Source organism: Pseudoduganella sp. UC29_71 (assembly GCF_042693265.1).
Classification (GTDB): domain Bacteria; phylum Pseudomonadota; class Gammaproteobacteria; order Burkholderiales; family Burkholderiaceae_D; genus Rugamonas.
Map to the genome: position 1 here is coordinate 5,026,378 of NZ_CP170549.1, position 25,474 is coordinate 5,051,851.

29 protein-coding genes are annotated in these 25,474 nt (G+C 67.2%); 13 read left to right on the top strand and 16 right to left on the bottom strand.

The window, feature by feature from the left end; genetic code table 11:
- Window positions 1-10: 10 nt before the first annotated feature.
- The 4 genes from ACFJI2_RS22235 to ACFJI2_RS22250 all read right to left on the bottom strand — a co-directional run bounded on the left by ACFJI2_RS22235 (window position 11) and on the right by ACFJI2_RS22250 (window position 2,771).
- Complete coding sequence (locus tag ACFJI2_RS22235) at window positions 11-643, bottom strand: peptidoglycan recognition family protein (protein ID WP_377701946.1); 633 nt, start codon at window positions 641-643, stop codon at window positions 11-13.
- Complete coding sequence (locus tag ACFJI2_RS22240; RefSeq protein WP_107876623.1) at window positions 644-967, bottom strand: thioredoxin family protein; 324 nt, start codon at window positions 965-967, stop codon at window positions 644-646.
- 29 nt (window positions 968-996) lie between these two features.
- Window positions 997-1,827, bottom strand: coding sequence for a ChaN family lipoprotein (locus ACFJI2_RS22245; RefSeq protein ID WP_132135588.1), 831 nt, complete (start codon window positions 1,825-1,827; stop codon window positions 997-999).
- An 80-nt stretch (window positions 1,828-1,907) separates the two neighbouring features.
- Window positions 1,908-2,771 carry an alpha/beta fold hydrolase gene (locus tag ACFJI2_RS22250; protein WP_377701947.1) on the bottom strand — a complete coding sequence of 288 codons (864 nt, stop codon included), beginning with the start codon at window positions 2,769-2,771 and terminating at the stop codon, window positions 1,908-1,910.
- A gap of 123 nt (window positions 2,772-2,894) precedes the next feature.
- Between ACFJI2_RS22250 and ACFJI2_RS22255 the strand changes: the two genes are divergently transcribed.
- A complete protein-coding gene (locus ACFJI2_RS22255) occupies window positions 2,895-3,461 on the top strand; it encodes a CGNR zinc finger domain-containing protein (RefSeq protein ID WP_377701948.1) in 567 nt (188 codons plus the stop codon).
- Between the two features lie 45 nt (window positions 3,462-3,506).
- On the opposite strand, the gene ACFJI2_RS22260 is transcribed toward ACFJI2_RS22255, so the two are convergent.
- On the bottom strand, window positions 3,507-4,928 hold the full coding sequence (locus tag ACFJI2_RS22260) for an MFS transporter (protein ID WP_377701949.1): 1,422 nt from the start codon (window positions 4,926-4,928) through the stop codon (window positions 3,507-3,509).
- 77 nt (window positions 4,929-5,005) lie between these two features.
- Between ACFJI2_RS22260 and ACFJI2_RS22265 the strand changes: the two genes are divergently transcribed.
- The gene (locus ACFJI2_RS22265; RefSeq protein WP_377701950.1) at window positions 5,006-5,869 is read left to right on the top strand and encodes a LysR family transcriptional regulator; all 864 of its coding nucleotides are present in this window, start codon (window positions 5,006-5,008) and stop codon (window positions 5,867-5,869) included.
- Window positions 5,870-5,926: 57 nt separating this feature from the next.
- Here the strand turns inward: ACFJI2_RS22265 and ACFJI2_RS22270 are convergent, their stop codons facing one another.
- The 4 genes from ACFJI2_RS22270 to ACFJI2_RS22285 all read right to left on the bottom strand — a co-directional run bounded on the left by ACFJI2_RS22270 (window position 5,927) and on the right by ACFJI2_RS22285 (window position 8,762).
- Complete coding sequence (locus ACFJI2_RS22270; protein ID WP_165930441.1) at window positions 5,927-6,103, bottom strand: hypothetical protein; 177 nt, start codon at window positions 6,101-6,103, stop codon at window positions 5,927-5,929.
- Window positions 6,104-6,143: 40 nt separating this feature from the next.
- Window positions 6,144-6,545, bottom strand: a complete 402-nt coding sequence (locus tag ACFJI2_RS22275) for a DUF3224 domain-containing protein (RefSeq protein WP_377701951.1) — start codon at window positions 6,543-6,545, stop codon at window positions 6,144-6,146.
- Between the two features lie 11 nt (window positions 6,546-6,556).
- Window positions 6,557-7,114 (bottom strand): DUF1697 domain-containing protein, encoded by a 558-nt coding sequence (locus tag ACFJI2_RS22280; protein WP_377701952.1) that lies wholly within the window; start codon window positions 7,112-7,114, stop codon window positions 6,557-6,559.
- Between the two features lie 61 nt (window positions 7,115-7,175).
- Window positions 7,176-8,762, bottom strand: coding sequence for a sensor histidine kinase (locus ACFJI2_RS22285; protein WP_377701953.1), 1,587 nt, complete (start codon window positions 8,760-8,762; stop codon window positions 7,176-7,178).
- A 141-nt stretch (window positions 8,763-8,903) separates the two neighbouring features.
- Between ACFJI2_RS22285 and ACFJI2_RS22290 the strand changes: the two genes are divergently transcribed.
- Window positions 8,904-9,248, top strand: a complete 345-nt coding sequence (locus ACFJI2_RS22290) for a hypothetical protein (protein WP_377701954.1) — start codon at window positions 8,904-8,906, stop codon at window positions 9,246-9,248.
- A gap of 5 nt (window positions 9,249-9,253) precedes the next feature.
- Window positions 9,254-10,090: an HDOD domain-containing protein gene (locus tag ACFJI2_RS22295; protein ID WP_377701956.1), complete on the top strand. Its 837-nt coding sequence runs from the start codon at window positions 9,254-9,256 to the stop codon at window positions 10,088-10,090.
- An 86-nt stretch (window positions 10,091-10,176) separates the two neighbouring features.
- On the opposite strand, the gene ACFJI2_RS22300 is transcribed toward ACFJI2_RS22295, so the two are convergent.
- Both ACFJI2_RS22300 and ACFJI2_RS22305 read right to left on the bottom strand, forming a co-directional pair.
- On the bottom strand, window positions 10,177-10,509 hold the full coding sequence (locus tag ACFJI2_RS22300) for a hypothetical protein (RefSeq protein WP_107876643.1): 333 nt from the start codon (window positions 10,507-10,509) through the stop codon (window positions 10,177-10,179).
- A gap of 259 nt (window positions 10,510-10,768) precedes the next feature.
- Window positions 10,769-11,068, bottom strand: a complete 300-nt coding sequence (locus ACFJI2_RS22305; protein WP_107876645.1) for a hypothetical protein — start codon at window positions 11,066-11,068, stop codon at window positions 10,769-10,771.
- A gap of 154 nt (window positions 11,069-11,222) precedes the next feature.
- On the opposite strand from ACFJI2_RS22305, the gene ACFJI2_RS22310 reads away from it, so the two are divergent.
- Together ACFJI2_RS22310 and ybeY are read left to right on the top strand one after the other, a co-directional pair.
- The gene (locus ACFJI2_RS22310; RefSeq protein ID WP_107876647.1) at window positions 11,223-12,281 is read left to right on the top strand and encodes a PhoH family protein; all 1,059 of its coding nucleotides are present in this window, start codon (window positions 11,223-11,225) and stop codon (window positions 12,279-12,281) included.
- Window positions 12,265-12,726: an rRNA maturation RNase YbeY gene (gene ybeY, locus ACFJI2_RS22315; RefSeq protein ID WP_377701957.1), complete on the top strand. Its 462-nt coding sequence runs from the start codon at window positions 12,265-12,267 to the stop codon at window positions 12,724-12,726. The genes ACFJI2_RS22310 and ybeY overlap by 17 nt, the downstream gene beginning before the upstream one ends.
- 56 nt (window positions 12,727-12,782) lie before the next feature.
- Here the strand turns inward: ybeY and ACFJI2_RS22320 are convergent, their stop codons facing one another.
- The gene (locus ACFJI2_RS22320) at window positions 12,783-13,073 is read right to left on the bottom strand and encodes a hypothetical protein (RefSeq protein ID WP_107876651.1); all 291 of its coding nucleotides are present in this window, start codon (window positions 13,071-13,073) and stop codon (window positions 12,783-12,785) included.
- Window positions 13,074-13,191: 118 nt separating this feature from the next.
- On the opposite strand from ACFJI2_RS22320, the gene ACFJI2_RS22325 reads away from it, so the two are divergent.
- The 7 genes from ACFJI2_RS22325 (at window position 13,192) to ACFJI2_RS22355 (ending at window position 21,253) form a co-directional block, all read left to right on the top strand.
- Window positions 13,192-14,070, top strand: coding sequence for an HlyC/CorC family transporter (locus ACFJI2_RS22325; protein WP_377701958.1), 879 nt, complete (start codon window positions 13,192-13,194; stop codon window positions 14,068-14,070).
- The gene (gene lnt, locus ACFJI2_RS22330; RefSeq protein ID WP_377701959.1) at window positions 14,070-15,632 is read left to right on the top strand and encodes an apolipoprotein N-acyltransferase; all 1,563 of its coding nucleotides are present in this window, start codon (window positions 14,070-14,072) and stop codon (window positions 15,630-15,632) included. Before ACFJI2_RS22325 ends, lnt begins: the two co-directional genes overlap by 1 nt.
- A gap of 52 nt (window positions 15,633-15,684) precedes the next feature.
- Entirely contained in the window at window positions 15,685-16,584 is a 900-nt protein-coding gene (glyQ, locus tag ACFJI2_RS22335; protein WP_377701960.1) for a glycine--tRNA ligase subunit alpha, read from the top strand.
- Between the two features lie 13 nt (window positions 16,585-16,597).
- Window positions 16,598-18,721 carry a glycine--tRNA ligase subunit beta gene (gene glyS, locus ACFJI2_RS22340; RefSeq protein ID WP_377701961.1) on the top strand — a complete coding sequence of 708 codons (2,124 nt, stop codon included), beginning with the start codon at window positions 16,598-16,600 and terminating at the stop codon, window positions 18,719-18,721.
- A 13-nt stretch (window positions 18,722-18,734) separates the two neighbouring features.
- Window positions 18,735-19,325 carry a D-glycero-beta-D-manno-heptose 1,7-bisphosphate 7-phosphatase gene (gene gmhB / locus ACFJI2_RS22345; protein WP_377701962.1) on the top strand — a complete coding sequence of 197 codons (591 nt, stop codon included), beginning with the start codon at window positions 18,735-18,737 and terminating at the stop codon, window positions 19,323-19,325.
- A 68-nt stretch (window positions 19,326-19,393) separates the two neighbouring features.
- Complete coding sequence (locus tag ACFJI2_RS22350; RefSeq protein WP_107876661.1) at window positions 19,394-20,086, top strand: lysophospholipid acyltransferase family protein; 693 nt, start codon at window positions 19,394-19,396, stop codon at window positions 20,084-20,086.
- A 276-nt stretch (window positions 20,087-20,362) separates the two neighbouring features.
- Window positions 20,363-21,253, top strand: coding sequence for a M48 family metallopeptidase (locus tag ACFJI2_RS22355; protein ID WP_377701963.1), 891 nt, complete (start codon window positions 20,363-20,365; stop codon window positions 21,251-21,253).
- Window positions 21,254-21,359: 106 nt separating this feature from the next.
- Here ACFJI2_RS22355 and ACFJI2_RS22360 read toward each other — a convergent pair whose 3' ends face one another.
- From ACFJI2_RS22360 to waaC, 4 genes are all read right to left on the bottom strand, one after another.
- Window positions 21,360-21,965 (bottom strand): response regulator, encoded by a 606-nt coding sequence (locus ACFJI2_RS22360; protein ID WP_377701964.1) that lies wholly within the window; start codon window positions 21,963-21,965, stop codon window positions 21,360-21,362.
- Window positions 21,962-23,092: a sensor histidine kinase gene (locus ACFJI2_RS22365; protein WP_377701965.1), complete on the bottom strand. Its 1,131-nt coding sequence runs from the start codon at window positions 23,090-23,092 to the stop codon at window positions 21,962-21,964. The genes ACFJI2_RS22360 and ACFJI2_RS22365 overlap by 4 nt, the downstream gene beginning before the upstream one ends.
- Before the next feature lie 91 nt (window positions 23,093-23,183).
- Window positions 23,184-24,488 (bottom strand): lipid IV(A) 3-deoxy-D-manno-octulosonic acid transferase, encoded by a 1,305-nt coding sequence (waaA, locus tag ACFJI2_RS22370; protein ID WP_377701966.1) that lies wholly within the window; start codon window positions 24,486-24,488, stop codon window positions 23,184-23,186.
- Window position 24,489: 1 nt separating this feature from the next.
- Window positions 24,490-25,473, bottom strand: coding sequence for a lipopolysaccharide heptosyltransferase I (waaC, locus tag ACFJI2_RS22375; RefSeq protein WP_377701967.1), 984 nt, complete (start codon window positions 25,471-25,473; stop codon window positions 24,490-24,492).
- Window position 25,474: the final 1 nt, after the last annotated feature.

Sequence of the window (25,474 nt, forward strand, 5' to 3'; positions counted from 1 at the left end):
TGCTCCTGGATTACTTGGTAAGGGACGATTGCAAACGTTGCGTCACCTGGTCGCGGAGGTAGCCGTTTTCCAGGTAGCGGTACAGATTGACACCGGGGCAGACGGTTTGCGCCGAGTAATCCTTGTGGCCATGGATGGTGGCCGGGGCTACATTGTATTTCATCGCCAGCAGCGCCATCAGGTCGGCGGTGGCGTCCAGCTGCTGCTGGTTGGGCTGCACTTCCTCGAAATTGCCCACCACTTCGATCAGCGCGTGGCCGGCGGGGTCGTATTCGGTGTTGGTGTCGCCCGCGTAGTCGATGCTGCGGCCCTCGTAGATGCGGCCGTCGAGATCGATGATGTAGTGGTAGGGAATGTCCAGCCAGTGCTTGGTGTTGCGCGACCAGGTTTGCAGGTTGCGCAAATAAAGCTGCGGATCCTTCCCTGCCGGGAAAGGCTCGCCCTGGTGGTGCAGCGTGATGTGGGTGATGCTGTGGCGGCGCGCCTGCGCCGGGTCGGCCGGGGTGCCGCCCCAGGCGGCGACAGAGACGATGCGCCGTTCGGTTTCCGCCAGCGCGGGCGGCAGGCTGGCCGCAGTGGCCGCAGTAACCGCAATGGCCGGGAGTTGCAGCAGCAGGGCTGCGGCGGCGAGTATCACACGCATCTACTCTCCCGTGATTTGCGCGAAGCCTTCGCGGATCTCGTCCGCATCCTCCGGCCGCACCACGCGCGCCACCTCTTTGCCGTCGCGCAGGAACACCAGCGTCGGCCACAGCTTCACGCGGAAGGAGCGTCCCAGCAGGCGCCCCGGGCCGTCCTCCACCTTGTAGTGCGGCACCTGGGCGTGGTCCGCGTAGGCTTCGGCCAGCGGCGGCTGCGCGGCGCGGCAGTAACCGCACCAGTTGGTGCCGAACTCCAGCACCGCCGGACCGGCCAGCGCATCGATCTCCGCGCGCGTGGGCGCGCTTTCCTTGTAGGTTGTTTCCATTATCGTGCCCTCCTCTTGCGTTCCATGATCTACGATTTCGGCTTCAGGCTGGCGCACGGGTCCGGGCGCTGCTTCTTCGGCACGGTATAGCTGGCATCGTACAGGCCGGGCGCGGCGGCGTCCTCCACGTAGCCGATGCTGCGCACGGTGAGCTTGGGCTCGACCGCGTTGAGCCAGCGCGGCACGCCGTAGTCCTTGCGCACATGGCCGTTGCCGGCGATGAGCACCACGTCGCGCGGCTGCTGGGCGCGCAGCAGCTTGGCCATCCAGATGTCGCGCGCGACCTGGGCGTGCACCATGCCGGGCACCATCATGTCCGACAGCATATTGCAATGGCCGGCCATGATTTCCTTTTCCTGCGCCTTGACGATGTCGGCCGGCAGCGCTTCCTTCAGGCGGTACTCGGCCACGGTTTTCTCGTCGAAGCTGGAGGCCACGCCGTCGCGCACCACGCGCGACGCATCGGCGCGCGACAGGTTGGCGGCGACCAGCGGCAGGTCGTAGCGCAGCGCCAGGTCGATGATGGGGCGGTACTGGTCCCAGTCCCAGCGCGGGCCGGCCATGACGAGGATGACGCACTGCGCGTCGCGGCAGTCCTTCTGCGCCTTGTTGAGCAGGGCCTGGTTTTCGCGGTCGAACTGCTCCATGGCGATGGCGGGACGCCAGCCGGCTTCCACGCGCCGGAACAGCTGCTGGTAGCGCAGCTTGTGGCCGTCCGGATTGTCGTGCACTTCGCCCAGCAGTAGCACTTGCGGGTTGGCGGCGACGGACTCGCCTGGGGCTGGCGGTTTGTTCTTGCTGCCTGCACAGCCGGCGATGGCGGCGGCGACCAGCAGCAGCGCGGGTAGGGAGCGTTTCATGTTGCCTTGCTTAGGTTGAAGAATGCTCCAGTCTAGCGCAAGCCGGCCCCCGGCGTCGGACCGGGAGCCGGCCTTCCCGCTTAAGCCAGCGCGCGCGCCAGCAGCTTGTGGATCTCGGCGGCGATTTCCTCCACGTGGGTTTCGAGCGCGAAGTGGCCGGTGTCCAGCAGTTTCACTACCGCGTTCGGGTTGTCGCGGCGGTAGGCTTCGGCGCCGGGCGGGATGAAGAAGGGGTCGTGCCGGCCCCAGATGGCCAGCGTGGGCACTTGCGCATCGCGGAAGAACTGCTGGAACACCGGATACAGGGTCAGATTGTTGGCGTAGTCGAGGAACAGCGCCAGCTGGATATCCGCATTGCCGGGGCGTTGCATCAGCAAGGCGTCCAGGTGGTAGGCCTCAGGCGCCACGGCGTCCGGGTTGGGCGTGCCGTGCGTGTACTGCCATTTGGTCGCGTCCAGGCTGAGGAAGTTGCGCATGTTTTCGCGGTGGGCATCGGGATCGGCCCAGTACTGCCTGGTCGGCTCCCACGCGTCGCCCAGCCCTTCCAGGTAGGCATTGCCGTTCTGCGAGACCAGTGCCGTGACGCGCTCGGGATGGGCGGCGGCCAGGCGCAGGCCCACCGGGGCGCCGTAGTCGAATATGTAGAGCGCATATTTTTTCAGGTCCAGCGCCTGCACGAAGGCTTCCATGGTGGCGGCCAGGTTGTCGAATGTGTAGGCATACCGGCGTTCGGCGGGGATGGCGGTGAAGCCGAAGCCCGGCAGGTCGGGAGCGATCACACGATATTTGGTGGCCAGCAGCGGGATCAGGTCGCGGTACATATGCGAAGAGCTGGGGAAGCCGTGCAGCAGCAGCACCACGGGCGCGTCGGCGGCGCCGGCTTCGCGGTAGAAGATGTTGACGCCGTCGGCGGAAACGGTGCGGAAAGTGGCGTGGTTCGGCATGCTGACCTCCTGGGTGGAAACTGGTTAAAGTTCGTTTTACTGGTTACAAGATTAGCGTAAAATTGAAACTTGTAAAACGTATTTTTAATGGTTACACTGGAATTCACTCTTTCGGAGAATGGAATGACGATGGAATTTCTGGGCGATCACCCGGCACTGGACTTGCTCAATACCGTGATACAGGTGCAGGGGGTGGCGATGGACAGCTGGCAGAGCGGCGCGGACGTGGCGGAGTGGCTGGCGCGGGCGGGATATGCGCAGCAAGGCGCGGCGCCGGTTGCGGAACTGCCGGACCTGCTGCACGCGGCGCGCGAACTTCGGGAACTGGTGCGCAAGCTGGTGGCGCGGCGCAAGGCGGGGCTGGCGATGGATCAGGCGGACCTGGCCGCATTGAATACGGCACTGGCGCATGGCCGGCGGCATACGGTGCTTGCCGCCGCCGGCGATGGCGCGCTGGCGCTGCGGCCGGTCTATGCGGACGGGACGGCGCGGCAGGTGCTGGCGCCGCTGGCCGAGTCGGCTGCGGAACTGATCGCAGGCGACTTCACGCTGGTGAAGCACTGCGAGAATCCCGACTGCTCGATGTGGTTCGCGGACCGCACCAAGTCGCATCGTCGGCGCTGGTGCAGCATGGCGATCTGCGGCAATCGCCACAAGGTGGCCAGCTTCCGGCAACGTAGGGCGGCTTAGCCCCGGAGGGGCGTAAGCCGCCAGCGTCGGCGCGGCGCCGGCGGCTTACGGCCCCTTGGGCCTGACCCGCCCTACGGCCATCGGCGCGGCGCGGGTGCCGGGTGCCGCCACGCATTGCCAGGCGATGGCGGCGGCGGTGAGCAGCAGCGCGGCGGAGACGGCGAGCGCGGTGCGCAGGCCGGCCATCGCCATCGCGGGCGTGCCGGCGGCGACCATGGCGCCGTAGACCGCCACGCCCAGCGCGCCGCCCACCTGGCGCGCGGTGTTCAGCACGGCCGACGCGGTGCCGGCCTGCCCGCCGGGCACGCTGGATAAAATCGACGTCGTCATGGCGGGCACCGCCAGTCCCATGCCGGCCGGGATCAGCGCCAAGCCCGGCAGCATGGCCCAGAATCCCGCGTGGTCCGAGATGCCGAACACGCCCAGCAAGGCGTAGCCGCTGGCGCCTATCAGCCCGCCGACGATCATCGGCGCGCGCAAGCCGGTGCGCGCCGACATGCGCCCGCTGGCGATGTTGGAGAAGATGAAGGTGCCGGTCAGCGGCAGGAAGATCATGCCCGCCTCCAGGGCCGTGTAGCCGCGCACCGACTGCAGGTAGAAGCTCAGCACGAAGATCACGCCGTAGTAGGCACAGTTCACCAACACGCCGAACGCCACCGCGCCCGAGAAACCCGCGCTGCGGAACAGCGCCAGCGGCAGCATGGGCGCCTTGCTGCGCGCCTCCACCAGCAGGAACACCGCCCCGGCCAGCGCCGCCAGCGCCAGGCCGCCCTGCACCATCGCGTGGGTCCAGCCCAGGGCGTGCACCTCGATGACGGCGCCGATGAAGGCGGTCAGCGCCACCACGGCCAGCAGCTGGCCGGGCATGTCGAAGGCGCGCTGCGGGTCCTTGCCCGCAGCGGCAGGCACGGCGCGCATGGTCAGCCAGGCGCCGGCCAGGCACAGCGGAATGTTGACCCAGAAGATGCTGCGCCAGCCCGCCATCTCCAGCAGCACGGCGCCCAGCACCGGCCCCAGCGCGATCGACACGCCGCCGGCCGCCGTCCACCAGCCCACCGCCTTGGCCAGCTGCACCTTGTCGTGCGCGTAGCTGGCGTTCAAGATGGCGAGTGAACTGGGCACCAGCAGCGCCGCGCCTATGCCCTGCACGGCGCGCGCCACATTGAGCATCATGGCACCGGTGGCGGCAGCGCAGGCCAGCGAGGCCAGCGTGAACAGCCAGAAGCCGGCCAGGAACACGCGGCGGGAGCCGAACTTGTCACCCAGCACGCCCGCCGACAGCAGGAAGACGGCAAAACCCAGGGTGTAGGCATCGACCACCCATTGCAGGTCACCCACGCTGGCGCCGAGTTCCTGCCCCATGCGGGGCAAGGCGACGTTGACGATGGTGACGTCGAGCTGGACGATGATGAAGGCGAAGCTGCAGGCCAGCAATACAGCGCGCGAGGGTGTGGTGGCGGTTTTCATGTCCCCACTATAGAACGATTTGCATATCCATAAAAATGAATAATAATGATCAAACCAATCGCTTACAGAGAATCATCATGGAACTGTCCGCACTCCGCATCTTCAAGGCCGTGGCCGAGGAAGGCAGCGTCACGCAGGCCGCCGCGCGGCTGAACCGCGTGCAATCGAACGTCTCCGCCCGGCTGGGCCAGCTGGAGGAAGCGCTGGGCGTGGCGCTGTTCCACCGCGCCGGCCGGCGCCTGCTGATCACGGCCGAGGGCGAGCGCCTGCTGGCCTACGCCGACCGCCTGCTGACCCTGGCCGACGAGGCGCAGGCCAGCGTGCGCGGCGACCAGCAGCCGTCCGGCCAGCTGCGCATCGGCTCCATGGAAACGGCGGCCGCCGCGCGCCTGCCGCAGGTGCTGGCGGCCTTCCACAACAAGCATCCGGACGTGGACCTGCTGCTGGAAACGGCGCCCACCGACCAGCTGGTGCACGCCGTGCTCAACCACAAGCTGGACGTGGCGCTGGTGGCCGCGCCCGTGGTGCGGCCGGAGCTGTCGCAACTGGCGGTATTCGAAGAGGAACTGGTGCTGCTGACCGACGCCGCGCAAGGCCCGGTGCACAGCCCGCGCGACGTGGCGCGCCGCGCGCTGCTGGTGTTCCGCACCGGCTGCGCCTACCGGCGGCGGCTGGAGAGCTGGTTCGCCGAGGCGGAGGTGGCCACCACGCGCATTTCGGAATTCGGCACTTTCGAAGCGATACTGGGCTGCGTGGCGGCCGGCATGGGGGTGGCGCTGATGCCGAAAGAAGTGCTCAAGCAGCGCCAGCTGGCCGGCAGCATCCAGTGCCACGCCCTGCCGCCCGCGACAGCGCTGGTGCGCACCATGCTGGTATGGCGCAGTGACGTGCTGCACCACCCCGCGCGCGACGCCTTCGCCGCCTGCTTCCAGGCGAACTGAGCCGCATTCGGGGTCAGGCCCCGAATGCGGCTCAGGCTGGCTAGCGGACGGGGGCGGTTAGCGGCCGAGGCCGCAGACCGAGGCGATGTTGCCGAGGGAGATGCCGCTGGTGATGGCGCGGCCGACGCAGCCGGCTTTGCGTACGCCGTCGTCGGACAGCGCGAAGGCGCCGACCACCAGCGCCAGCACCAGGCCGCCCATGATGAGCGCACCTTTGTAGAGGTCTTTATTCATTTTTATTGCTACAAGGCAAGATAATGCTGCCATTGTAGCACTACGGCAGCGCGGCAATCACGTAGTCAAATGAATAGTAATGCTTGCCGCCTTCGTTGCGGATATTCAGCTTGCCGCTCAGGCCGGTCAGGTCGCCGCTGCCGGAGTCCGGCACCACCAGCACGCTCAGGCTGGGCTGGCCGCGGTCCATGATGCCGTTGTGCTGCAGGGTGAAGCCGCCGCTCAGGCCGTCCAGCGTGCCTTCCACGCGCTCCATGGCCACGTAGCCGGCCGAGCCTTGCGCGGCGCCCATGAAGCTGAGCATTTCGCCGTTGCCGCTGGCTTCCAGCGCCCCATGGTAGCGCTTGTCGAGCACCATGCGGCGCAGGCCGAAGCCGGACCCGCCGACCGACATGTGCTCCGGGCTCATTGTGACGTCGAATTCGCCTTCCACCACTGCCATGATGTTCTCCTTTATCCCTGCCGTTCGCACGCCAGCGCGTGCAGCTTGCTGATGGTCGTCCAGTTGCGGGTGGTGACGGCGTCGCCCAGCACCTTGCCCATGGCGGCCGCCGCGCGGCTGGCCAGGATGCCGTCCGCACACCACAGATAGGCCGCCCAGCGCCCCAGCGCGAACGCTTCCGGTTCCCAGCTCTGGTGCGCCAGCGGCAGCAGCCGTTCGCGGTCGGCCGGATTGTTCAGCACCGCCACCAGCAGGCGCGAGGGGTCGTCGGCCAGCGGGTGCAGACTGTTGTCCTCGACCACGTGGGCCAGCTGTTCGGCGTCCAGCACCGTCACGCGCGCGCCCACGCCCAGCTTGAGCACCAGCGCCTCCTCGATGCGGGTGGCCGCTTCGCACGGGTCGACGGCGGCGGCCGGGCAGTCGTACACCACGTTGCCGCTGTTGAGCACGGTGCGCACGTCGGCGTAGCCCAGGTCGGCCACCAGCTTGCGCAGGTCGGCCATGGCCACGCGCTTGGCGCGCCCCACGTTGATGCCGCGCAGCAGGGCAATCTGCCTGCGTGTCCCCATCATCGTCTCCTTTGCAGCAAAAGCATAGTATGCGGCAGTTGCCGTTTCCCTGGCGGGCGTTTCAGGCGTGCAGCGGCGCGTCCGCGTGCGGTTCGCTGCCCTGGCCTTCGATCGGCGTCACGCGCGGGATGCGCAGCACGAAGCTGGCGCCCTGCCCCAGCGCGCTGGACACCGTGATGGTGCCGGCGAACTGCTTGGCGATCAGGTTGAAGACGATGTTCAGCCCCAGGCCGGTGCCGCCCTGGCCGCGCCGCGTGGTGACGAAGGGGTCGAACACCTTGTCCAGCATGTCCGGCGCGATGCCCTTGCCGTTGTCCACCACCTGCATCTCCACCCAGTCGCCGTCCGGGCGCACGTTGATGGCGATGCAGCCTTCGGCGTCCGGCTCGAAGGCGTGCTCCACGCAGTTCAGCGTGAGGTTGGTGATGACCTGGGCCAGCGCCCCCGGGTAGCTGTCGAGCACGATGTCGGACGGGCAGTCGATGGCCACCTGGATGTGCGTCTTCTTCAGCTTGGGCTGCAGGCTGGACACCACTTCGCCGATGTATTCGCTCAGCTCGAAGCGGCGCCGCACTTCGCTCACCTGGTCCACCGCGATCTGCTTGAAGCTGTGGATCAGGTGCGCGGCGCGGTAGGCGTTGTTCATGATGAGCTTGGTGCTCTCGCCGGCCGTCTCCAGGTACTTCAGGATGTCCGATTTCTTGATGGCGCCTTCGGCCACCGACTGGTGCACCTTCTCGGTCGCCTCGGCCAGGATGGAGGCGCTGGTGAGCGCGATGCCCACCGGGGTGTTGATCTCGTGCGCCACGCCGGCCACCAGGCCGCCCAGCGAGGCCAGGCGCTCGGCCTGCAGCAGCGACTCCTGCGTGCGGCGCAGGTCGGCCAGCGCCTGGGCCGTTTCCTGGGCCGCGCGGCGCGCCTCGTCCTCGGCTTCGCGGGTGCGGCCGATGATGGCTTTCACGCGGCGCTGGATGGCGTTGAAGCCGCGGATCACCTCGCCCAGTTCGTCGCGCCGGTTTTCCGGCAGCTCGCCCACTTCGTCCGAGCCGCGCGTGGCCAGGTCGTGCAGGCCGTCGCGCAGCTGCTTGAGCGGGTCGAACACGATGCGCAGGCTGAGCGCCAGCGCCGCCACCAGGATGGAGTCGAGCAGCAGCACTTCGATCACCTTGCGCTGCACTTCGCTGCGCAAGGTGGCGTCCATCTGCGCGCGGCTGAAGTTGACCACCACGCGGCCCACGATGACCGGCTTGGGCGCGTTGCCGGCCGCGCCGGCGTCGCGGTAGGCCAGGTCGGCCACCACCGGCGCGCCGTCCACGGCGGTGTCCGATTCGATCTGGCTGATGGCGCCGTTCTCCTTGCGCACCTTGCCCGAGAACAGGCCGACCGAGGTGTCGTAGACGCGGATCGCCACCAGCTCGGGCGGCAGCATTTCGGCCGCCACGATGTTGTCCACCTTGGCCTTGTCCAGGTCCCACAGCGCGGACGGCAAACTGGTCTGCAAGCGCGTCAGCACGCCCTGGCGCAGGCGCTGGTTGTTCACTTCCAGTTCGTGGCTCAAGCTGTACTGCGCATAGGTGCCGGAAATGCCGAGCACCAGGGTGACGATCACCACGAACAGCAAGGTCAATCGACCTTGGATACCAAACATCGACAAGCTCCTCCCAGTCCTGCGCGGCATGGATATGACGGCAACGTCCCAATGTAAAGTATGCCTAGCATCTTGGCAAGATTTTCGACTCGGCCGCGGCGCCGATGGTAAGATCGTGCGACGAGAATGACGGAGGCCGCCATGACTGCCAGTTATCAGCATTTGCCGTTAGGGCAAGTGCAAGCCGGGATGATATTGTCGGACGAGCTGCTGGACGCGCGCGGCCATGTGCTGCTGCCGCAGGGCACGGTGCTGACCGAGTCCATGCTGGCGCTGATGCCGCGCCACGGCATCGAATCGCTGCCCATCGCCGCCGCCGAGCAGCCCAGCGCGGCCGAGCAGGCGGCGGACCGGGAACAGCAGCTGGAGCGCATCGCCCGCCTGTTCCGCAAGAACGATGCGGACAGCGACAGCGACTGGGCCACGGCGCTGCTGCGCCGCTTCGTCACCGATTACCGCCTGGGCCTGGCCCCCGCAGAAGAATAAGCACCATGCTGACATACGACGACGTTGTAAAAAATCTGGACGACCTGCCCTCGCTGCCCGCGGTGGTGATGGAACTGCTCAACAGCATAGACCAGGAGGACGTGGACATTTCCGTGCTGGCCAAGAAGGTGTCGCACGACCAGGCACTGACGGCCAAGACGCTGCGCCTGGCCAACTCTTCGCTGTACGGCCTGCAGGTGAAAGTGACCACCATCCAGCAAGCCATCACCTTCCTCGGCTTCCAGGCCACGCGCAACCTGATCACGGCGGCGGCCCTTACCGGCTGCTTCGCCGAGCGCGCCTGCGCCGGCTTCGACCACAAGGCGTTCTGGCGCCACTCGATCGCCAGCGCGGCCTGCGCCAAGGTACTGGCGCGCCAGATGCGCTTCAACCAGGACTACGCTTTCACGGCCGGCCTGCTGCACGACATCGGCCGCCTGGTGCTGGTGGCTTGCTTCCCGAATGAATATGAGCAGGCCATCGCCTACCGCAACGCGCATGACTGCATGCCGCTGGAGGCGGAACGCGCGGTGCTGGGCATCGATCACGTCGATGCCGGCATGGCGCTGGCGGAACACTGGAATTTTTCGGACACGATGCGGCTGGCGATCGCCCACCACCATAACCCGGACGCGCCGGGTGCGGGCTTTCTGGCGGCCATCATCCATGTGGCGGACGCCATAGCCCATGCGCTCGATCTGGCGCAAATGCCGGACGGCCTGGTGCCGCCGGTGTCCACCGTGGCCTGGACTGCGCTGGGCCTCGATGAAGCGATTTACCTGCAACTGTTCCGCGAAACGGAACTGCAATACGAAGAAATTGCGATGGTGCTGCTGAGCTAAGCTGCTGAGCTAGACTGCTGAGCTAAGCCCGTTCAGGCCGGAACATTGCAGTCCCGGCCCCGGCGACGCTGGCCACGCGCGGCACATCAGTGCGCGTAGCTGCCGGCGTCCTGCTGCTTTTCCGGGCGATCCTCTGGCTTTGGACGTCCCTGGGCATCGGAGAGGCGGTACTTGGTGCGGCGGTCGCCCATCAAGTCGCGCAGGTCGCGGATGCTCATGCCGGTCACTTCGTGCATGCGGATCAGCAGCGAGGCGCCGACCGGCAAGCGGTGGTGGCGGATCTTGCTGATGACGGGCGGCGCCACTTCCAGCATGCGCGACAGCGCGGCGTCGTTCTTCAGCTGCATTTTACCCAGCAGCATGTCCAGCAGATGATTAGGGTTGTAACTTTCTTGAGAAGCAAGGGCGTGGTGTGCCATGATTTTTCCTCGTCTGGTGTGTCGTCTATCCCCGGAATGGCATTGCAATTTCAATAACAATTCTAATACCAAACCAGCCCGTTCCGGCCAAGCCGCGACTAGCGAAGCTTGCGTTAGGTCAAGCACCCGCTAGAATTCTTAGCAACAATGCCATTTCAACACACGGGGATATTCCGTGGCGCACGGAAGAACTTTAAGGAAATAGTTACGGGCGCGAATGGCCGTGGAAAACGCCCGCGGAACGCGGGCCGAGGATGATTTACGCAGTCGTGTTGATGTTCTGGCCCCGTGCGGAAGGCGACGTGCTGTTCTGGCTGCTCTGCTGCGATTCGAGTTGCTGCCGCCTCACGGCGTCGGCCTGCTGGGTCTGGCGTTCCTGCTCGGCGCGCGCCGCCTGCTGGGCTTGCTGGGTCTGCTGCCCGGCGCTGGCCGCCTCCTGCTCGCGCCGCGCCGCTTCCTCGCGCCGCGCCTGGCGGGCCTGCTCGGCGCGCTGGTCGGTCACGGCGGTGGTCTGCTGGGCGGCGCTGCTGCTGACGCTGGGAATCGCACTGACTGCCATGGCTTGCTCCGTTGGAAAGAAAGACCGTTCCTTCGACTGTAGGGCAAGCTGAGCCGAAAGCAATGACGAATCATTAACTACGCCGGAAAATCGCAGGCGCCGCCACGATACGGTAAACTAACGGCATCCAGTACACCCAACCAGGCACCGCCCTTTGAAAACCAAGACTCCCAGCCAGCCGCACTATTTCATCCCGGAACCGCTCGACAACACGCGCCTGGCGCATCTGTGCGGGCCGCTCGATGAAAACCTGCGCCAGATTTCGGCCGCGCTGGACGTGACCATCTTCCGCCGCGGCGAGAAATTCATCGTCAACGGCACCAACGCCGAGCGCGCGGTGCAGATCCTGGAGCAGTTCTACAACGTGGCGCAGAAAGTGGTGCCGGTGGAGGAAGTGCAGCTGGCCCTGGTGGAGCAGCGCGCCGGCCTGGCGCCGCCGCTGGAGCCGGACCAGGAAGAGCCGCCGTTCAACGAGCCGGACATCACCAGCCCGGTGCTCAAGACGCGCCGCGCCGACCTGCGCGGGCGCACGCCGCACCAGATCAAGTACCTGCGCAACATCCTCGACCACGACATCAGCTTCGGTCTGGGCCCGGCCGGCACCGGCAAGACCTACCTGGCCGTGGCCTGCGCGGTGGACGCGCTCGAGCGCGACGCCGTCAAGCGCATCATCCTGACCCGCCCCGCAGTGGAGGCCGGCGAGCGCCTGGGCTTCCTGCCGGGCGACCTGGCGCAGAAGGTGGACCCGTATCTGCGCCCGCTGTACGACGCGCTGTACGACCTGCTGGGCTTCGACCGCACGCAGAAGATGTTCGAGAAGGGCGTGATCGAGATCGCGCCGCTGGCCTATATGCGCGGGCGCACGCTGAACCATGCCTTTGTCATCCTCGATGAAGCGCAGAACACCACGGTGGAACAGATGAAGATGTTCCTGACCCGCATCGGCTTCGGCAGCAAGGCCGTGGTGACCGGCGACACCACCCAGATCGACCTGCCCAAGAGCCAGAAGAGCGGCCTGGTGGACGCCAGCCACGTGCTGCGCGACGTGCGCGGCATTGCCTTCACCCAGTTCACCAGCGCCGACGTGGTGCGCCATCCGCTGGTGGCGCGCATCGTGGACGCCTACGAGAGCGCGCACAACGCTTCCGCCGAGATTTCGCCTTTGTTCACTCCCGCCAAGACTGCCGCCGTCAAACATGTCCGAAAAAAATAAACTGACCCTGTCGGTGCAGTACGCCGACCCGCGCCTGCAGGACAGCATCACCCGCCCCATGGTGCGCAAATGGATCAAGGCCGCGCTGTTCGCGCCGGCCGAGCTGACGATACGCTTTGTCGATGCCGGGGAAGGCCGTGAACTGAACCGCGACTACCGCGAGAAGGATTACGCCACCAATGTGCTGACCTTCGCCTACAACGAGGGCGAAGACTACGCCGAGGACGAGCCGACCCGCGCCGACATCATCCTGTGCACCGACGTGCTGCAGCAGGAAGCGGCCGAGCAGAAAAAGTCGGTGGAAGAGCACACGGCGCACCTGATCGTGCACGGCGTGCTGCACGCCCAGGGCTACGACCACATGGACGACGAAGAGGCTAGCGAAATGGAAGGCCTGGAAACCGAGATCCTGGCCGGCCTGGGCTACGCCGACCCATACGCCTGACGTATCGCTTACGGATCACGTAGGGCGGCTTAGCGCGCAGCGCGTAAGCCGCCGGCTCAGCCGCCCTGCGTGCCGCTCGTCCCCAGCAGCGCCCGGTGCAAGTCCAGCGGCGTCTTCTCGATCAGGCGGGCAGTGGTATCCGGCGGCAGCTTGTCCGTGTCAAAACGCATCGGCACCGGCGCTTCCGGCGGCGGCGCCTCCGGGCTGGCCTCAGCCGGCGGCACGGCGCTGATGGACTGCGGGTCCGGCGCCACGCTGTCCACGTCCGGCGGCGCGTCCGGCTCGGCGATTTTACGCTGCGGCACCAGGCCGCTGGCCGGATTCAAGGATGAAACGCTGCTGATCATGGCGGACTCCGCGCGGGTGGATAGGCTTGCCATTGTAGCCTCAAATTCGGCAAAAACGAGGCCCTCCCGCCATTTGTAGTATCCTATAGCACTTCGAAACAACTGGCTCACGCCTCCTATGCAAGAGCACCCTAGTGGCGTCAAGACTGACGCCAAACCCCACCGGTCGCTATTTGAGCGACTCACCGCACTGATTTCCCCCGAGCCCGAGAACCGCGCGGAACTGCTCGAAGTCCTGCACGATGCCCACGAACGCAACCTGATCGACGCCGATGCGCTGTCCATGATCGAAGGCGTGTTCCAGGTGTCGGACCTGTCCGCGCGCGACATCATGGTGCCGCGCTCGCAAATGGACGTGATCGACATTTCCAAGCCCATCGAGGAATGGATGCCCAGTGTGCTGGAGACGGCCCACTCGCGCTTCCCCGCCATCGAGGGCGAGCGCGACAAGGTGATCGGCATCCTGCTGGCCAAGGACCTGCTGCGCTACTACGCCGAGGAAAGCTTCGACGTGCGCGACATGCTGCGCCCGGCCGTGTTCATTCCCGAGTCCAAGCGCCTGAACGTGCTGCTGCGCGATTTCCGCGCCAACCACAACCACATGGCCATCGTGGTGGACGAGTATTCCGGCGTGGCCGGCCTCATCACCATCGAGGACGTGCTGGAACAGATCGTCGGCGACATCGAGGATGAATACGACTTCGACGAGGAAGAGGACAACATCCTCTCGATCAAGGAAGGCAAGTTCGGCCCGCGCTGGCGCATCAAGGCGCTCACCGAGATCAGCCAGTTCAACGAGGAACTCGACACCGACCTGTCCGACGAGGACGCCGACACCATCGGCGGCTTCGCGGTCAAGCACCTTGAGCGCATGCCGCACAAGGGCGACACCTTCGACATCGGCAACCTGCGCTTCGAGGTGCTGCGTGCCGACGCGCGCCAACTGCACGTGCTGCTGGTGGAGAAGCTGCCGCCGGCCGTGGACGAACAAGACTGATGCGCTGGCGCCGCGCCAAACCCGGCGATCCTCCCGCGCCCCAGCGCAGCACCCGTGGCCGCATGATGATCGCCGCGCTGGCGGGCGCCGCCAGCGTATTTTCCTTTGCCCCCTTCGGCTGGTGGCCGCTGCAAATCCTTTGCCTGGCCCTGCTGTTCTACCAGGCGCTGCGTTCGGCCACGCCGAAAGCCGGCGCGCTGGTGGGCTGGGCTTTCGGCTTCGGCTGGTGCCTGGCCAACACGCACTGGCTGGTGGTGGCGCTGAACCGCTTCGGCGGGCTGCCGCTGCCGCTGGCGGTGGCCGCCATCGCGCTGCTGGCCGCTGCCATGGGCATCTACGCCGCCATGGCCATGTATTCGGCGCTGTGGCTGCGCAAGCGCTGGCTGCTGCCGCTGCCCGCCGCCAACCTCCTGATGCTGCCCGCCATGTGGGCGCTGTTCGAATGGGTGCGCGGCTGGCTGTTCACCGGCTTCCCCTGGGCCGCCGCCGGCTACGCCCATAACGACGGCCCGCTGGGCGGCTATGCCGCCATCGTCGGCGTATACGGCGTGAGCTGGCTGGCCGCGCTGTGCGCCGGCGCCCTGCTGCTGGCGGCGCACCGCACGCGCTGGTTCGCGCTGGGCGGCCTGGCCGCCGTGATGGCGGCCGGCATCGGCCTGCGCTACGTGGACTGGACCCACGCCGTGGGGCAGCCGATCTCGGTGCGCCTCCTGCAGGGCAACACGCCCTTGCAGCAGAAATTCGACGCGCGCCACACGCTGGACACGCTGGTGCGCTACCGCGACACCATCGCGGCCGAGCCGGCCGACCTGATCGCCACGCCGGAAACGGCCATCATGCTGTTCCAGCACCAGTTGCCGCCGGACTACCTGCCCAGCCTGGGCCAGTTCGCCAAGCGTTCGGGCAGCCACCTGGTGCTGGGCATTCCGCTGATGGACAGCCCGACCAAATACTCGAACAGCGTGATCGGCGTGCCGCCGGACTCTGGCCTGCCGACCTACCGTTACGACAAGCACCACCTGGTGCCGTTCGGCGAATTCATCCCGACCGGCTTCCGCTGGTTCACCAATATGATGCAGATCCCGTTGGGCGACCAGACCCCGGGGCCGGCGCTGCAGCTGCCGTTCCAGGTCAAGTCGCAGCGCGTGCTGCCCAACATCTGCTATGAAAACCTGTTCGGCGAGGAGATCGCGGCCAACCTGGCCAACGATCCGAACCCGGCCACCCTGCTGCTGAACGTGTCCGAACTGGCCTGGTACGGCGAATCGATCGCCATCCCGCACCACCTGCAGATTTCGCAAATGCGCACGCTGGAAACCGGACGCCCCATGCTGGGCGCCACCAACAGCGGCGCCACCGTGGTGATCGACAGCCACGGCAAGGTCACGGCCGCCCTGCCCTACTACCAGGCCGGCGTGCTCAAGGCCACGCTGCGCGGCATGGCGGGCAACACGCCCTACATCGTGCTGGGCAACCGCCTGTTCCTCGCCCTGGCCGCGCTGGCCGTGGCCGGCGCGTGGCTGTGGTCCCGAAAAAACGCGAATAAGCACCCCGATAAGTAGCCAAATCCGGCTAAAATTAGCCGTTTAAGGCTAGCCATCCAGAAGAACAACGATGCTCACATTTCAACAGATTATCCTGACGCTGCAATCCTACTGGGACAAGCAAGGCTGCGCCCTGCTCCAGCCCTATGACATGGAAGTCGGCGCCGGCACTTTCCACACCGGTACCTTCCTGCGCGCGATCGGCCCGGAGCCATGGCGCGCGGCCTACGTGCAGCCTTCGCGCCGCCCGAAAGACGGCCGCTATGGCGAGAACCCGAACCGCGGCCAGCACTACTACCAGTACCAGGTGGTGATGAAGCCGGCCCCGGAAAACATCCTGGACCTGTACCTCGGTTCGCTGGAAGCGCTGGGCCTGGACCTGAAGCAGAACGACGTGCGCTTCGTGGAAGACGACTGGGAAAGCCCGACCCTGGGCGCCTGGGGCCTGGGCTGGGAAGTCTGGCTGAACGGCATGGAAGTGACCCAGTTCACCTACTTCCAGCAAGTGGGCGGCCTCGATTGCAAGCCGGTGCTGGGCGAGATCACCTACGGCATCGAACGCCTCGCCATGTATCTGCAGGGCGTGGAGAATATGTACGACCTGGTGTGGACGCAGTGGGAAGAGAACGGGGTCACGAAAACGCTGAAGTACGGCGACGTGTTCCACCAGAACGAAGTGGAGCAGTCGGCTTACAACTTCGAGCACTCGAACACCGAGCTGCTGTTCGCGCAGTTCAACAACCACGAATCGGAAGCCAAGCGCCTGATCGAGCTGCAACTGACGCTGCCCGCCTACGAGCAGATCATGAAGGCCTCGCACAGCTTCAACCTGCTGGACGCGCGCGGCGCCATCTCGGTGACCGAACGCGCCGCCTACATCGGCCGCGTGCGCGCCCTGTCGCGCCTCGTGGCGCAGGCTTACTACGATTCCCGCGAACGCCTCGGCTTCCCGATGCTGCCCGCCGCTTGAGACTAAGAACAATATGAACCAGACCCTGTTAATTGAACTGCTGACCGAAGAACTGCCGCCGAAAGCGCTGGCCAAGCTGGGCGCCGCTTTCGCCTCGGGCATCGTCAACGGCCTGAAATCGCGCGACTTCCTGGAAGAAGACAGCGCCGCCACCATCCACGCCACGCCGCGCCGCCTGGCCGTCTCCATCACCAAGGTGCGCGCCACCTCGCCGGACAAATCGATCCGCGAAAAAGTGCTGCCGGTGTCGGTGGCGCTGGACAAGGACGGCAACCCGAGCGCGCCGCTGGCCAAGAAGCTGGCCGCGCTGGGCTTCCCCGACCTGACCGTGGCCGACCTGGAACGCGCGCAGGACGGCAAGGCCGAGAGCTTCTTCTACACCTACACCGCGCCGGGCTCGCAGCTGCTGGCCGGCGCGCAGGCCGCGCTGGAAGAATCCGTGGCCAAGCTGCCGATTCCAAAGGTGATGAGCTACCAGCGTCCGGACGGCAGCACCGTGCAGTTCGTGCGTCCCGCGCACAGCCTGATCGCGCTGCATGGCGGCACCGTGCTGCCGCTGACCCTGCTGGGCCTGACCGCGTCCAACGTGACCGAAGGCCACCGCTTCCTGACTGCCCCGGGCGGGCGCAGCGTGACCGTCGCCACGGCCGACGCCTACGCCGCCACCCTGGCCGAACAGGGCAAGGTAATCCCCGGCGTGGACGCGCGCAAGGAAAAGATCCGCGCCTCGCTGCTGGAAAAGGCCGGCGCCGACCAGGTGCTGATGCCCGAAGCGCTGCTGGACGAAGTGACCGCGCTGGTGGAATGGCCTGTGGTGTACGAGTGCCGCTTCGAGGAAGAGTTCCTGGCCGTGCCGCAGGAATGCCTGATCCTGACCATGCAGACCAACCAGAAATACTTCGCGCTGACCGACGCGGCGGGCAAGCTGCGTTCGCGCTTCCTGATTGTCTCCAACATCGCGACCGATACGCCGCAAGCCATCATCGGCGGCAACGAGCGCGTGGTGCGCCCGCGCCTGTCCGACGCCAAGTTCTTCTTCGAGCAGGACAAGAAGAAGACGCTGGAATCGCGCCTGCCGCTGCTGAAGAACGTGGTCTACCACAACAAGCTGGGCACGCAAGCCGAGCGCAGCGAGCGCGTGACCGCGCTGGCCGGCGCCATCGCGGGCAAGCTGAACGCGGCTGGCCTGCAGGCCGACGTCGCGCTGACCGAACGCGCCGCGCGCCTGTCCAAGGCCGACCTGCTGACCGACATGGTGGGCGAGTTCCCCGAGCTGCAAGGCATCATGGGCACCTACTACGCGCGCCACGACGGCGAGCATGAAGACGTGGCGCTGGCCGCCTCCGAGCACTACCAGCCGCGCTTCGCGGGCGACGCCCTGCCAGCCACCGCCACCGGCACCGCCGTGGCCCTGGCCGACAAGCTGGAAACGCTGGTGGGCATCTGGGCCATCGGCCTGGCGCCGACCGGCGACAAGGACCCGTTCGCGCTGCGCCGCCACGCCCTGGGCGTGCTGCGCATGCTGATCGAGAAGCGCCTGCCGCTGTCCATCTCCGGCCTGCTGGCCGACGCCGCCAGGCAGTTCTCCTCCGTGGCCGGCTTCAAGGACCCGAGCGCCGACGTGGCAGCGTTCATGCTGGACCGCCTGCGCGGCATCCTGCGCGAGCGCGGCTTCACGCCGAACGAGATCGAGGCCGTGGTGGCGCAGAATCCGGACCGCCTGGACGATATCGTGCAGCGCCTGGAAGCGGTGCAAGCCTTCGCCGCACTGCCCGAATCGGCCTCGCTGGCCGGCGCCAACAAGCGCATCACCAACATCCTGAAGAAGAACGAGGAAGCGCTGGCCCAGACCGGCGGCGCAGGGGTGAACCCCGCCCTGCTGCAGGACACGGCCGAGAAAAACCTGCATGCCGCCATCGTGCGCGTGCAGCCGGAAGTGGACGCGGCCTTCGCCAAGGGCGACTTCGCCGGCACGCTGAAGACGCTGGCCCAGCTGCGCGACGACGTGGACGCCTTCTTCAACGACGTGATGGTGATGGCCGAGGATGTCGCCCTGCGCAACAATCGCCTGGCGCTGCTGTCGTCCCTGCACGGCATGATGAACCGCGTGGCCGACATTTCGAAACTGGCGGCATAAGATGGGCGTCGCGATGAAGCTGATCATCCTTGATCGGGACGGCGTGATCAACCACGATTCGCCGGACTTCATCAAGTCGCCCGCCGAATGGATTCCGGTGCCGGGATCGCTCGAGGCCATCGCCCGCCTGAACCAGGCGGGCTACCGCGTGGTGGTGGCGTCGAACCAGTCCGGCATTGCGCGCGAATTCTTCGACATGACGGTGCTGAACGCCATCCACCAGAAGATGCACACGCTGGCGCAGCAGGTCGGCGCGGAGATCGAAGCGATCTTCTTCTGCCCGCACGCGGCGGCCGACAACTGCGACTGCCGCAAACCCAAGCCGGGCATGTTCGCCGAGATCTCCAAGCGCTACAACGTCAACCTGAAGGGCGTGCCGACGGTGGGCGATTCGCTGCGCGACCTGCAGGCCGGTTTCATCAGCGGCTGCGTGCCCTACCTGGTGTTGACCGGAAAAGGTGAAAAAACCAATGCCACGGGCGGCCTGCCACCCGGTACAATGGTCTTTGCCAACCTGGCGGCCATGGTGGACCACCTGCTGAAGGCTCCCGTCCCCGCCGCCGCTGCTTCCGCTGCAGCCGCCGCAGCCGCCGCAACCAACTGATTAGATTCTGGAGTATCGCATTGGGTAAGCCTGTACTGTTTCTGCGTTCCTTGATATTCGCCGTCGTCATGGCGATCGCCACCATTATCTGGTGCGTCGTCTGCATGCTGGCAACGCCGCTGCCGTACGCCCAGCGCTACTACATCGTCTCGCGCTGGAATGTGTTCATCATCTGGTGCGCCAAGGTCATTTGCGGCATCGAGTACGAAATCAAGGGCTGGGAAAACTTCCCGGACGCGCCGGCCGTGGTGCTGTCGAAGCACCAGTCGGCGTGGGAAACCATCTTCCTGCTGTGCAGCCTGCCGCGCCCGCTGGTGTTCGTGTTCAAGAAGGAGATCTTGTACATTCCCTTCTTCGGCTGGGGCATCGCCGCGCTGCGCATGATCCCGATCGACCGCAAGCAGGGCAAGAACGCCTTCAAGCAGGTGGTGGCGCACGGCAAGCGCCGCCTGAAAGCGGGCCTGTGGATTATCATGTTCCCGGAAGGGACCCGCATCCCGGTCGGCCAGGCCGGCAAGTACAAGAGCGGCGGCACGCGCCTGGCAATCGAGACCGGCGCCATGGTGGTGCCGATCGCGCTGAACTCGGGCGAGTGCTGGCCGAAGAATTCGTTTATCAAGAAACCCGGCAAGGTGACGGTCTCCGTCGGCAAGCCGATACCCTCGGAAGGACGCAGTCCGGACGAGTTGATGGAGCAGGTGGAACAGTGGATAGAATCAGAAATGCGCGTCATTTCGCCCCACGCCTACAGCGCTGGCTAGACGACCTGGCCACCGCTGCCAGGCCGGCCGCCACGGCCGACGAGGGGCAGCTCGACTTGTTCGGCGAAACTGCGCCGGGCGCGGCATCGCGTCCCGCCGGCCCCGCCGCCAACGCGGCGGTGATGCATCCGCCGTCCGCGCCGGTGCCGGTACCCCCCGCCGTCCACCTGGCAGGCGCCCCGCCCCGCATCCGCTACGCCTGCAACGCCTGCCACGCCCACCACGCCTGTTACGCCAACCGTCCCCGCCCCGTTTTCCCCGTCCTCCGCAGCACCCGTGCCGTCCGCCGCCGGCAGCGCCCATGCGCCCGCTGCGGCCGATTGGCCCGATGCCGCCCAAGCGCCGCATGCCCCGCCGAGCGCCAACCTGCTGCGCCCGCCCCCCATCCCGGTGCCGGTGCGCGCCCCCGAGCCGGCTGCGCCGCCGGCCGACACGCTGCCGCGCCGCCAGCTGCTGGTGGGCCAGTTCATCCTTGAATACACGCTGCGCCGCTCCACGCGCCGCTCCATCGGCTTCATGATCGACGACGAAGGCCTGCGCGTGACCGCGCCCAAACGCGTCAGCGTGGCCGAAATCGACAGTGCCATCCGCGCCAAGCAGCACTGGATCATCTCCAAGCTGGACGAACGGCGCGAACGGCGCGCGGCGCGGCTGGAAAAGCCGCCGGTTGTGTGGGAAGACGGCGCCGTGCTGCCCTACCTGGGCGGCGAGCTGAAACTGCGCCTGTACACGGCCACGCGCAACCGCACCGACTACAACGCCGACACGCGCGAGCTGCATATGGGACTGGTGCAAGGCGCCACCGAAACGCTGCTCAAGGAGCGCGTGCGCGCCTGGATGCAGCAGCAGGCCAAGGTGCTGTTCGAGCAGCGCCTGGACCTGTACGCGGCGCGCCTGGGCGTGGAATACAGCGCCTTTGCCCTGTCGTCGGCCGGCACCCGCTGGGGCTCGTGCACGGTGCAGCGCGTGATCCGGCTGAACTGGCGCCTGATCCACTTCTCGCTGCCGCTGATCGACTACGTGGTGGCGCACGAACTGGCGCACATCCTGGAAATGAACCACAGCGCTCAATTCTGGGCCGCCGTGGGCCGCATCTACCCCGCCTACGACGAAGCCAAAGCCCTGCTGCGCAAACGCGCGCAGGAGCTGCCGGTGCTGTTCAGCTGAGCCGGCGGATTACGCGCGCCTGCGGCGCGCTAATCCGCCCTACGGCAAGCTCGCCGCGCGGCCCATGTAGGGCGGGTTAGCTGCGCAGCAGCGTAAGCCGCCAGCCCTAGAGCCAGCCCGCGTCGCGCGCCAGGCGGAAGGCTTCGACGCGGTTGCCCGCGTTGAGCTTGCTGATCGCTTCGGACAAATAGTTGCGCACCGTGCCTTCCGACAGGTGCAGCTGGCGCGCGATGTCCGCCCCGCTGCGCCCTTCGCCCGCCAGCCGCAGCACCTGCCGTTCGCGCTCGCTGAGCGGGTCTTCCCCGCCGCTGCCGCTTTCCAGCGCCAGCTCGGGCGCGATGGCGCGGCCGCCCCCGTGCACGCTGCGGATGGCGGCGGCCAGCGTCTCGGCCGGGGCATCCTTCAGCAAATAGCCACGCACGCCGGCCGCCATGGCGCGCCGCAGATAGCCCGAGCGCGCAAAGGTGGTCACGATGATGACCTTGGTGGCGCCGCCCTGCTCGCGCAGCGCTGCAGCCAGCTCCAGGCCCGTCATCAGCGGCATTTCGATATCGGTCAGCACCACGTCCGGCTTCAGCGTGCCGCACAGCGCCAGCGCCTCCTGGCCGTTGCGGGCCTGGCCCACCACTTCCATATCGTCCTCCAGCCGCAGCAGCGCCGCCAGCGCGCCCAGCAACAGCGCCTGGTCTTCGGCAATCAACACCCGTATCATCTACTTGCTCCCTGCGCAGCGCGCTCCATCGGCAGCCGCAGTTCCAGCGACATCCCCTGATCACATCGCATGCCCAGCCAGCCGCCCAGCTGCGCCACGCGCTCCTGCATGCCGCGCAAGCCGTTGCCCTGCACGAGCGCGCCCGCTTCCGCCACGGCCTTGCCGTCGTCGCGGATGCGGAACACGATCAGGCCGTCCTGCATGCCAAGGCTCACGTCGCAGCGCGTGGCGCCGGCGTGGCGCAGGATGTTGGTGACGGCTTCGCGCAACGCCAGCGCCAGCACGTTTTCCGCCGTGGCGGGCATGGCTGGCAGGGACGCCATCGCGGCGTCCGCGTGCAGCGTGACGCCGGCGGCCGACAGCGCGACGCGGGCGCGCTCCAGTTCCTGGGCGAAGCCGGTTTCGCGGTAGCCGCTGACGGCGCTGCGCACCTCGGCCAGCGCATGGCGCGCGCTCGCTTCGATGTCCCTGATCTCCTGGCGGCAGGCGGCCGGGTCGCGCTCCAGCAGGCGGCCCGCCAGTTCCGCCTTCAGCGTGATCAGCGACAGGCTGTGGCCCAGCAGGTCGTGCATATCGCGCGAGATGCGTTCGCGCTCGGCGATGCGGGCCAGGTGCTCCACCTCTTCCTGCTTGAGCAGCAGCAGCCTGCGCGAACTGCGCACCTGGGCATCCATGATGGAGGCGATGCCAACCGGCGCGCCGGTGGCCAGCGTGGGAATCAGGAAGCTGAGCGGCAGCTGCAAGCCGAGCGCCAGGGCCGTGGCCGAGAGCAGCACCGCCGCCAGGCAGCAATAGGCGATGCGCGGTCGGCCAAGCCGGGAACACATGGCGGAAGCGAAGATAAAGAAGGTGCTGGCGCCGAAATTGACCGGCGCCCAGGCCACGCCCATCGCAAACGCGGCGGCAATGAACGGGACCGCCCGGCGTCCCGCGTACCAGAAGCTGGCAAAGTAGATCACCACGAACGCGGCCAGCGTCAGCGCCAGCAGCGCGTATTCCAGCGCGCTGGCATCGACGTACAGGTACTTCCAGCCAAAGAAGGCCAGCGAAGCGATCCATAAATACGGCGCGCGCCCCACCTGGGGCGGCACCCAAGGACCATCTATCCAGCGTCGCAACAATCGCATGCAATTCCTTTCATCGCTGCCCCGCCCGCCCCGTCAGGCAGCCTGAGCCGCGTCCGGGGACTGACGGGGACGCCGAGTCCCCGAATGCGGCTCAGGCCGCCTGGTGGGATGGCAGCAGGGGCGGCAGCAGGGCCAGGGTGCGGGCGGTGGCGCCGCGGTGCTGGTTGGCGAAGGCTTGCGCGCTGCGGCCCATGGCGGTGCGGGCGCCGTCGTCGCGCAGCAGCGCGGCCGCTTGCTGCATCAGGTCGCCGGCGCTGGCGATGCGGGCGGCGCCGCCCGCTTCCACGGCTTGCTCGGTCACCAGCGCGAAGTTGAAGGTGTGCTCGCCGATCAGCACGGGCTTGCCCAGCGCGGCCGCTTCGATCAGGTTCTGGCCGCCCAGCGGCTGCAGGCTGCCGCCGATGAAGGCGAGGTCGCAGGCAGAGTAGTAGGCGAACATTTCGCCCATGGAGTCGCCCAGCAGGACTTGCGTGCCGGCCGCCACCGAGGCGCCGGGCTGCGCGAGCGCGCTGCGGCGCTGCAGCGGCAGGCCGCGCGCCACTGCCATCTGTTCGACGGCGTCGAAGCGCTGCGGGTGGCGCGGGACCAGCAGCAGCAGGGTGTCGGCGGGCAGCGTGCCGGCCAGCGCGGAGCGGAAGGCGTCCAGTATCAGTTCTTCTTCGCCTTCGCGCGTGCTGGCGCACAGCAGCACGGGGCGGCCGCCGATCTGCGCGCGCAGCGCGGCGCCGGTCGCCAGCGCGGCGGCGGGCACGAGCACGTCGAACTTGATGCTGCCGGTGACGGCAACCTGCGGCACGCCCAGCGAACGTACGCGTTCTGCGTCCGCTTCGGTCTGCGCGGCCACCAGGGTGATGCCGCGCGCCGCGTCGGCGATCAGCTTGCCCAGCTTGCGCGCCTTGCGCAGCGAGCGCTCGGACAGGCGGGCGTTGGCCAGCACCACCGGCACGCCGGCCTTGCCGCATTCGGCGATCAGCGTCGGCCACACTTCGGTCTCCATCAGGATGCAGATGCGCGGCTCGAAGTGGCGGATGAAGCGCCGCACCATGGTCATGGTGTCGTACGGCAGATAGGCTTGCGCCAGGCGCGCGCCGTGCTTGCCGAACAGCTGCTTGCCGGTGGCGCGGCCGGTGGGCGTCATGTGCGTCATGACGATGCGGCTGCGCGGGTATTGTTTCAGCAGCGCGTCCACCAGCGGCTCGGCGGCGCGGGTTTCGCCCACCGATACGGCGTGCAGCCAGATGGTGTGCGGTTCGTCGTTGGCGGCGCGCGGGCGGTAGATGGCCAGGCGCTCGTTCCAGTGCTGGCGGTAGCCGGCTTCCTGGCGCCCTCGCCACCACAGGCGGCCCAGCACCAGCGGCATGGCCAGCCACCACATCAGGGAATAGAGTCTCAGCATGTCAGCCTGCGGCAAGCAATGAGCGGGCGGCGGCCAGCACGTCGGCCACGGACGGCGGCGCGCCGCGGTCGCCCAGGTTGATGATCTTGGGCGACCAGTTGCCTTCGGTTTTCCAGCGCGGCGAGTCGGCGTAGATTTCCACCGTCGGCGTGGTGAAGGCGGCGGCAATGTGGGTCAGGCCGGTATCGACGCCGACAGCCAGCGCGGCGTGGCGCGCCAGCAGCACTGCGTCCGCCATGGACAGCCTGGGCAGCACGCGCGCGTTCGGCAGGCTGGCGGCCAGCGCTTCGGCTTCGGCCTTTTCCTTCGGCGAGCCCCATGGCAGCAATATGGTCATCGGGGCCAGCGCTGCGCCCAGTTCGATCCAGCTGGCCGGCGCCCACTTCTTGGCGTCGCGCGCGGTGCCGTGGAAGTAGACGGCGTATGGGCCGGCCGGCATCCATTCGGGACGCGGGTCGGACGGCGACACGGCGGGCAGGCCGAAGTCGGCCGGCGCGTCCACGCTGTAGCCGAGCGCCGCTCCCACCACCAGGCGTCCGCGCGCCACCGCGTGCGTGCGCGGGTCGAGCGGGATGCTTTTGGTGTGGAAGAAGCGCGAGATGCCTTCGTAGCCGGAGCCTTCGCTGCCGTTGGCCAGGCCCACTTTCTGCCCGCCCTTCACCACGCGCGCGGCGCCCATGATGATGCCGGTCTTGAGCAGGCCCTGGGTGTCGAAGACGTAGTCGTACTGCTCGGCGCGCAGCGTGCGGAAGAAGGCCTTGATCTCGGCGCGCGTGGCCGGGTTGCCCAGGCTTTTGCGCCAGCGCCGCAGCGCGAACGGGATGATGTTGCGCACCCGCCCGTTCAGGCGCACCAGGCTCACGTAGCCCTCTTCCACTACCCAGTCGATCTGTGCGTCCGGATAGTGGCGTGCGATGTCCGCCACGATGGGCAGGTTGTGCAGCACGTCCCCCAGGGAGGAGACGCGCACCAGCAGTATCTTCATC

Coding starts and splice junctions, on each gene's coding strand:
- ACFJI2_RS22360 (WP_377701964.1), bottom strand. CDS start 21,965: ATGATACGGGTGTTGATTGCCGAAGACCAGGCGCTGTTGCTGGGCGCG.
- ACFJI2_RS22300 (WP_107876643.1), bottom strand. CDS start 10,509: ATGGCACACCACGCCCTTGCTTCTCAAGAAAGTTACAACCCTAATCAT.
- ACFJI2_RS22240 (WP_107876623.1), bottom strand. CDS start 967: ATGGAAACAACCTACAAGGAAAGCGCGCCCACGCGCGCGGAGATCGAT.
- ACFJI2_RS22235 (WP_377701946.1), bottom strand. CDS start 643: ATGCGTGTGATACTCGCCGCCGCAGCCCTGCTGCTGCAACTCCCGGCC.
- ACFJI2_RS22325 (WP_377701958.1), top strand. CDS start 13,192: ATGCAAGAGCACCCTAGTGGCGTCAAGACTGACGCCAAACCCCACCGG.
- glyQ (WP_377701960.1), top strand. CDS start 15,685: ATGCTCACATTTCAACAGATTATCCTGACGCTGCAATCCTACTGGGAC.
- glyS (WP_377701961.1), top strand. CDS start 16,598: ATGAACCAGACCCTGTTAATTGAACTGCTGACCGAAGAACTGCCGCCG.
- ACFJI2_RS22250 (WP_377701947.1), bottom strand. CDS start 2,771: ATGCCGAACCACGCCACTTTCCGCACCGTTTCCGCCGACGGCGTCAAC.
- ACFJI2_RS22285 (WP_377701953.1), bottom strand. CDS start 8,762: ATGTTTGGTATCCAAGGTCGATTGACCTTGCTGTTCGTGGTGATCGTC.
- ACFJI2_RS22290 (WP_377701954.1), top strand. CDS start 8,904: ATGACTGCCAGTTATCAGCATTTGCCGTTAGGGCAAGTGCAAGCCGGG.
- ACFJI2_RS22350 (WP_107876661.1), top strand. CDS start 19,394: ATGGCGATCGCCACCATTATCTGGTGCGTCGTCTGCATGCTGGCAACG.
- waaC (WP_377701967.1), bottom strand. CDS start 25,473: ATGAAGATACTGCTGGTGCGCGTCTCCTCCCTGGGGGACGTGCTGCAC.
- gmhB (WP_377701962.1), top strand. CDS start 18,735: ATGAAGCTGATCATCCTTGATCGGGACGGCGTGATCAACCACGATTCG.
- waaA (WP_377701966.1), bottom strand. CDS start 24,488: ATGCTGAGACTCTATTCCCTGATGTGGTGGCTGGCCATGCCGCTGGTG.
- ACFJI2_RS22295 (WP_377701956.1), top strand. CDS start 9,254: ATGCTGACATACGACGACGTTGTAAAAAATCTGGACGACCTGCCCTCG.
- ACFJI2_RS22365 (WP_377701965.1), bottom strand. CDS start 23,092: ATGCGATTGTTGCGACGCTGGATAGATGGTCCTTGGGTGCCGCCCCAG.
- ACFJI2_RS22265 (WP_377701950.1), top strand. CDS start 5,006: ATGGAACTGTCCGCACTCCGCATCTTCAAGGCCGTGGCCGAGGAAGGC.
- ACFJI2_RS22275 (WP_377701951.1), bottom strand. CDS start 6,545: ATGGCAGTGGTGGAAGGCGAATTCGACGTCACAATGAGCCCGGAGCAC.
- ACFJI2_RS22320 (WP_107876651.1), bottom strand. CDS start 13,073: ATGATCAGCAGCGTTTCATCCTTGAATCCGGCCAGCGGCCTGGTGCCG.
- ACFJI2_RS22270 (WP_165930441.1), bottom strand. CDS start 6,103: ATGAATAAAGACCTCTACAAAGGTGCGCTCATCATGGGCGGCCTGGTG.
- ACFJI2_RS22255 (WP_377701948.1), top strand. CDS start 2,895: ATGACGATGGAATTTCTGGGCGATCACCCGGCACTGGACTTGCTCAAT.
- ACFJI2_RS22245 (WP_132135588.1), bottom strand. CDS start 1,827: ATGAAACGCTCCCTACCCGCGCTGCTGCTGGTCGCCGCCGCCATCGCC.
- ACFJI2_RS22260 (WP_377701949.1), bottom strand. CDS start 4,928: ATGAAAACCGCCACCACACCCTCGCGCGCTGTATTGCTGGCCTGCAGC.
- lnt (WP_377701959.1), top strand. CDS start 14,070: ATGCGCTGGCGCCGCGCCAAACCCGGCGATCCTCCCGCGCCCCAGCGC.
- ACFJI2_RS22305 (WP_107876645.1), bottom strand. CDS start 11,068: ATGGCAGTCAGTGCGATTCCCAGCGTCAGCAGCAGCGCCGCCCAGCAG.
- ybeY (WP_377701957.1), top strand. CDS start 12,265: ATGTCCGAAAAAAATAAACTGACCCTGTCGGTGCAGTACGCCGACCCG.
- ACFJI2_RS22280 (WP_377701952.1), bottom strand. CDS start 7,114: ATGGGGACACGCAGGCAGATTGCCCTGCTGCGCGGCATCAACGTGGGG.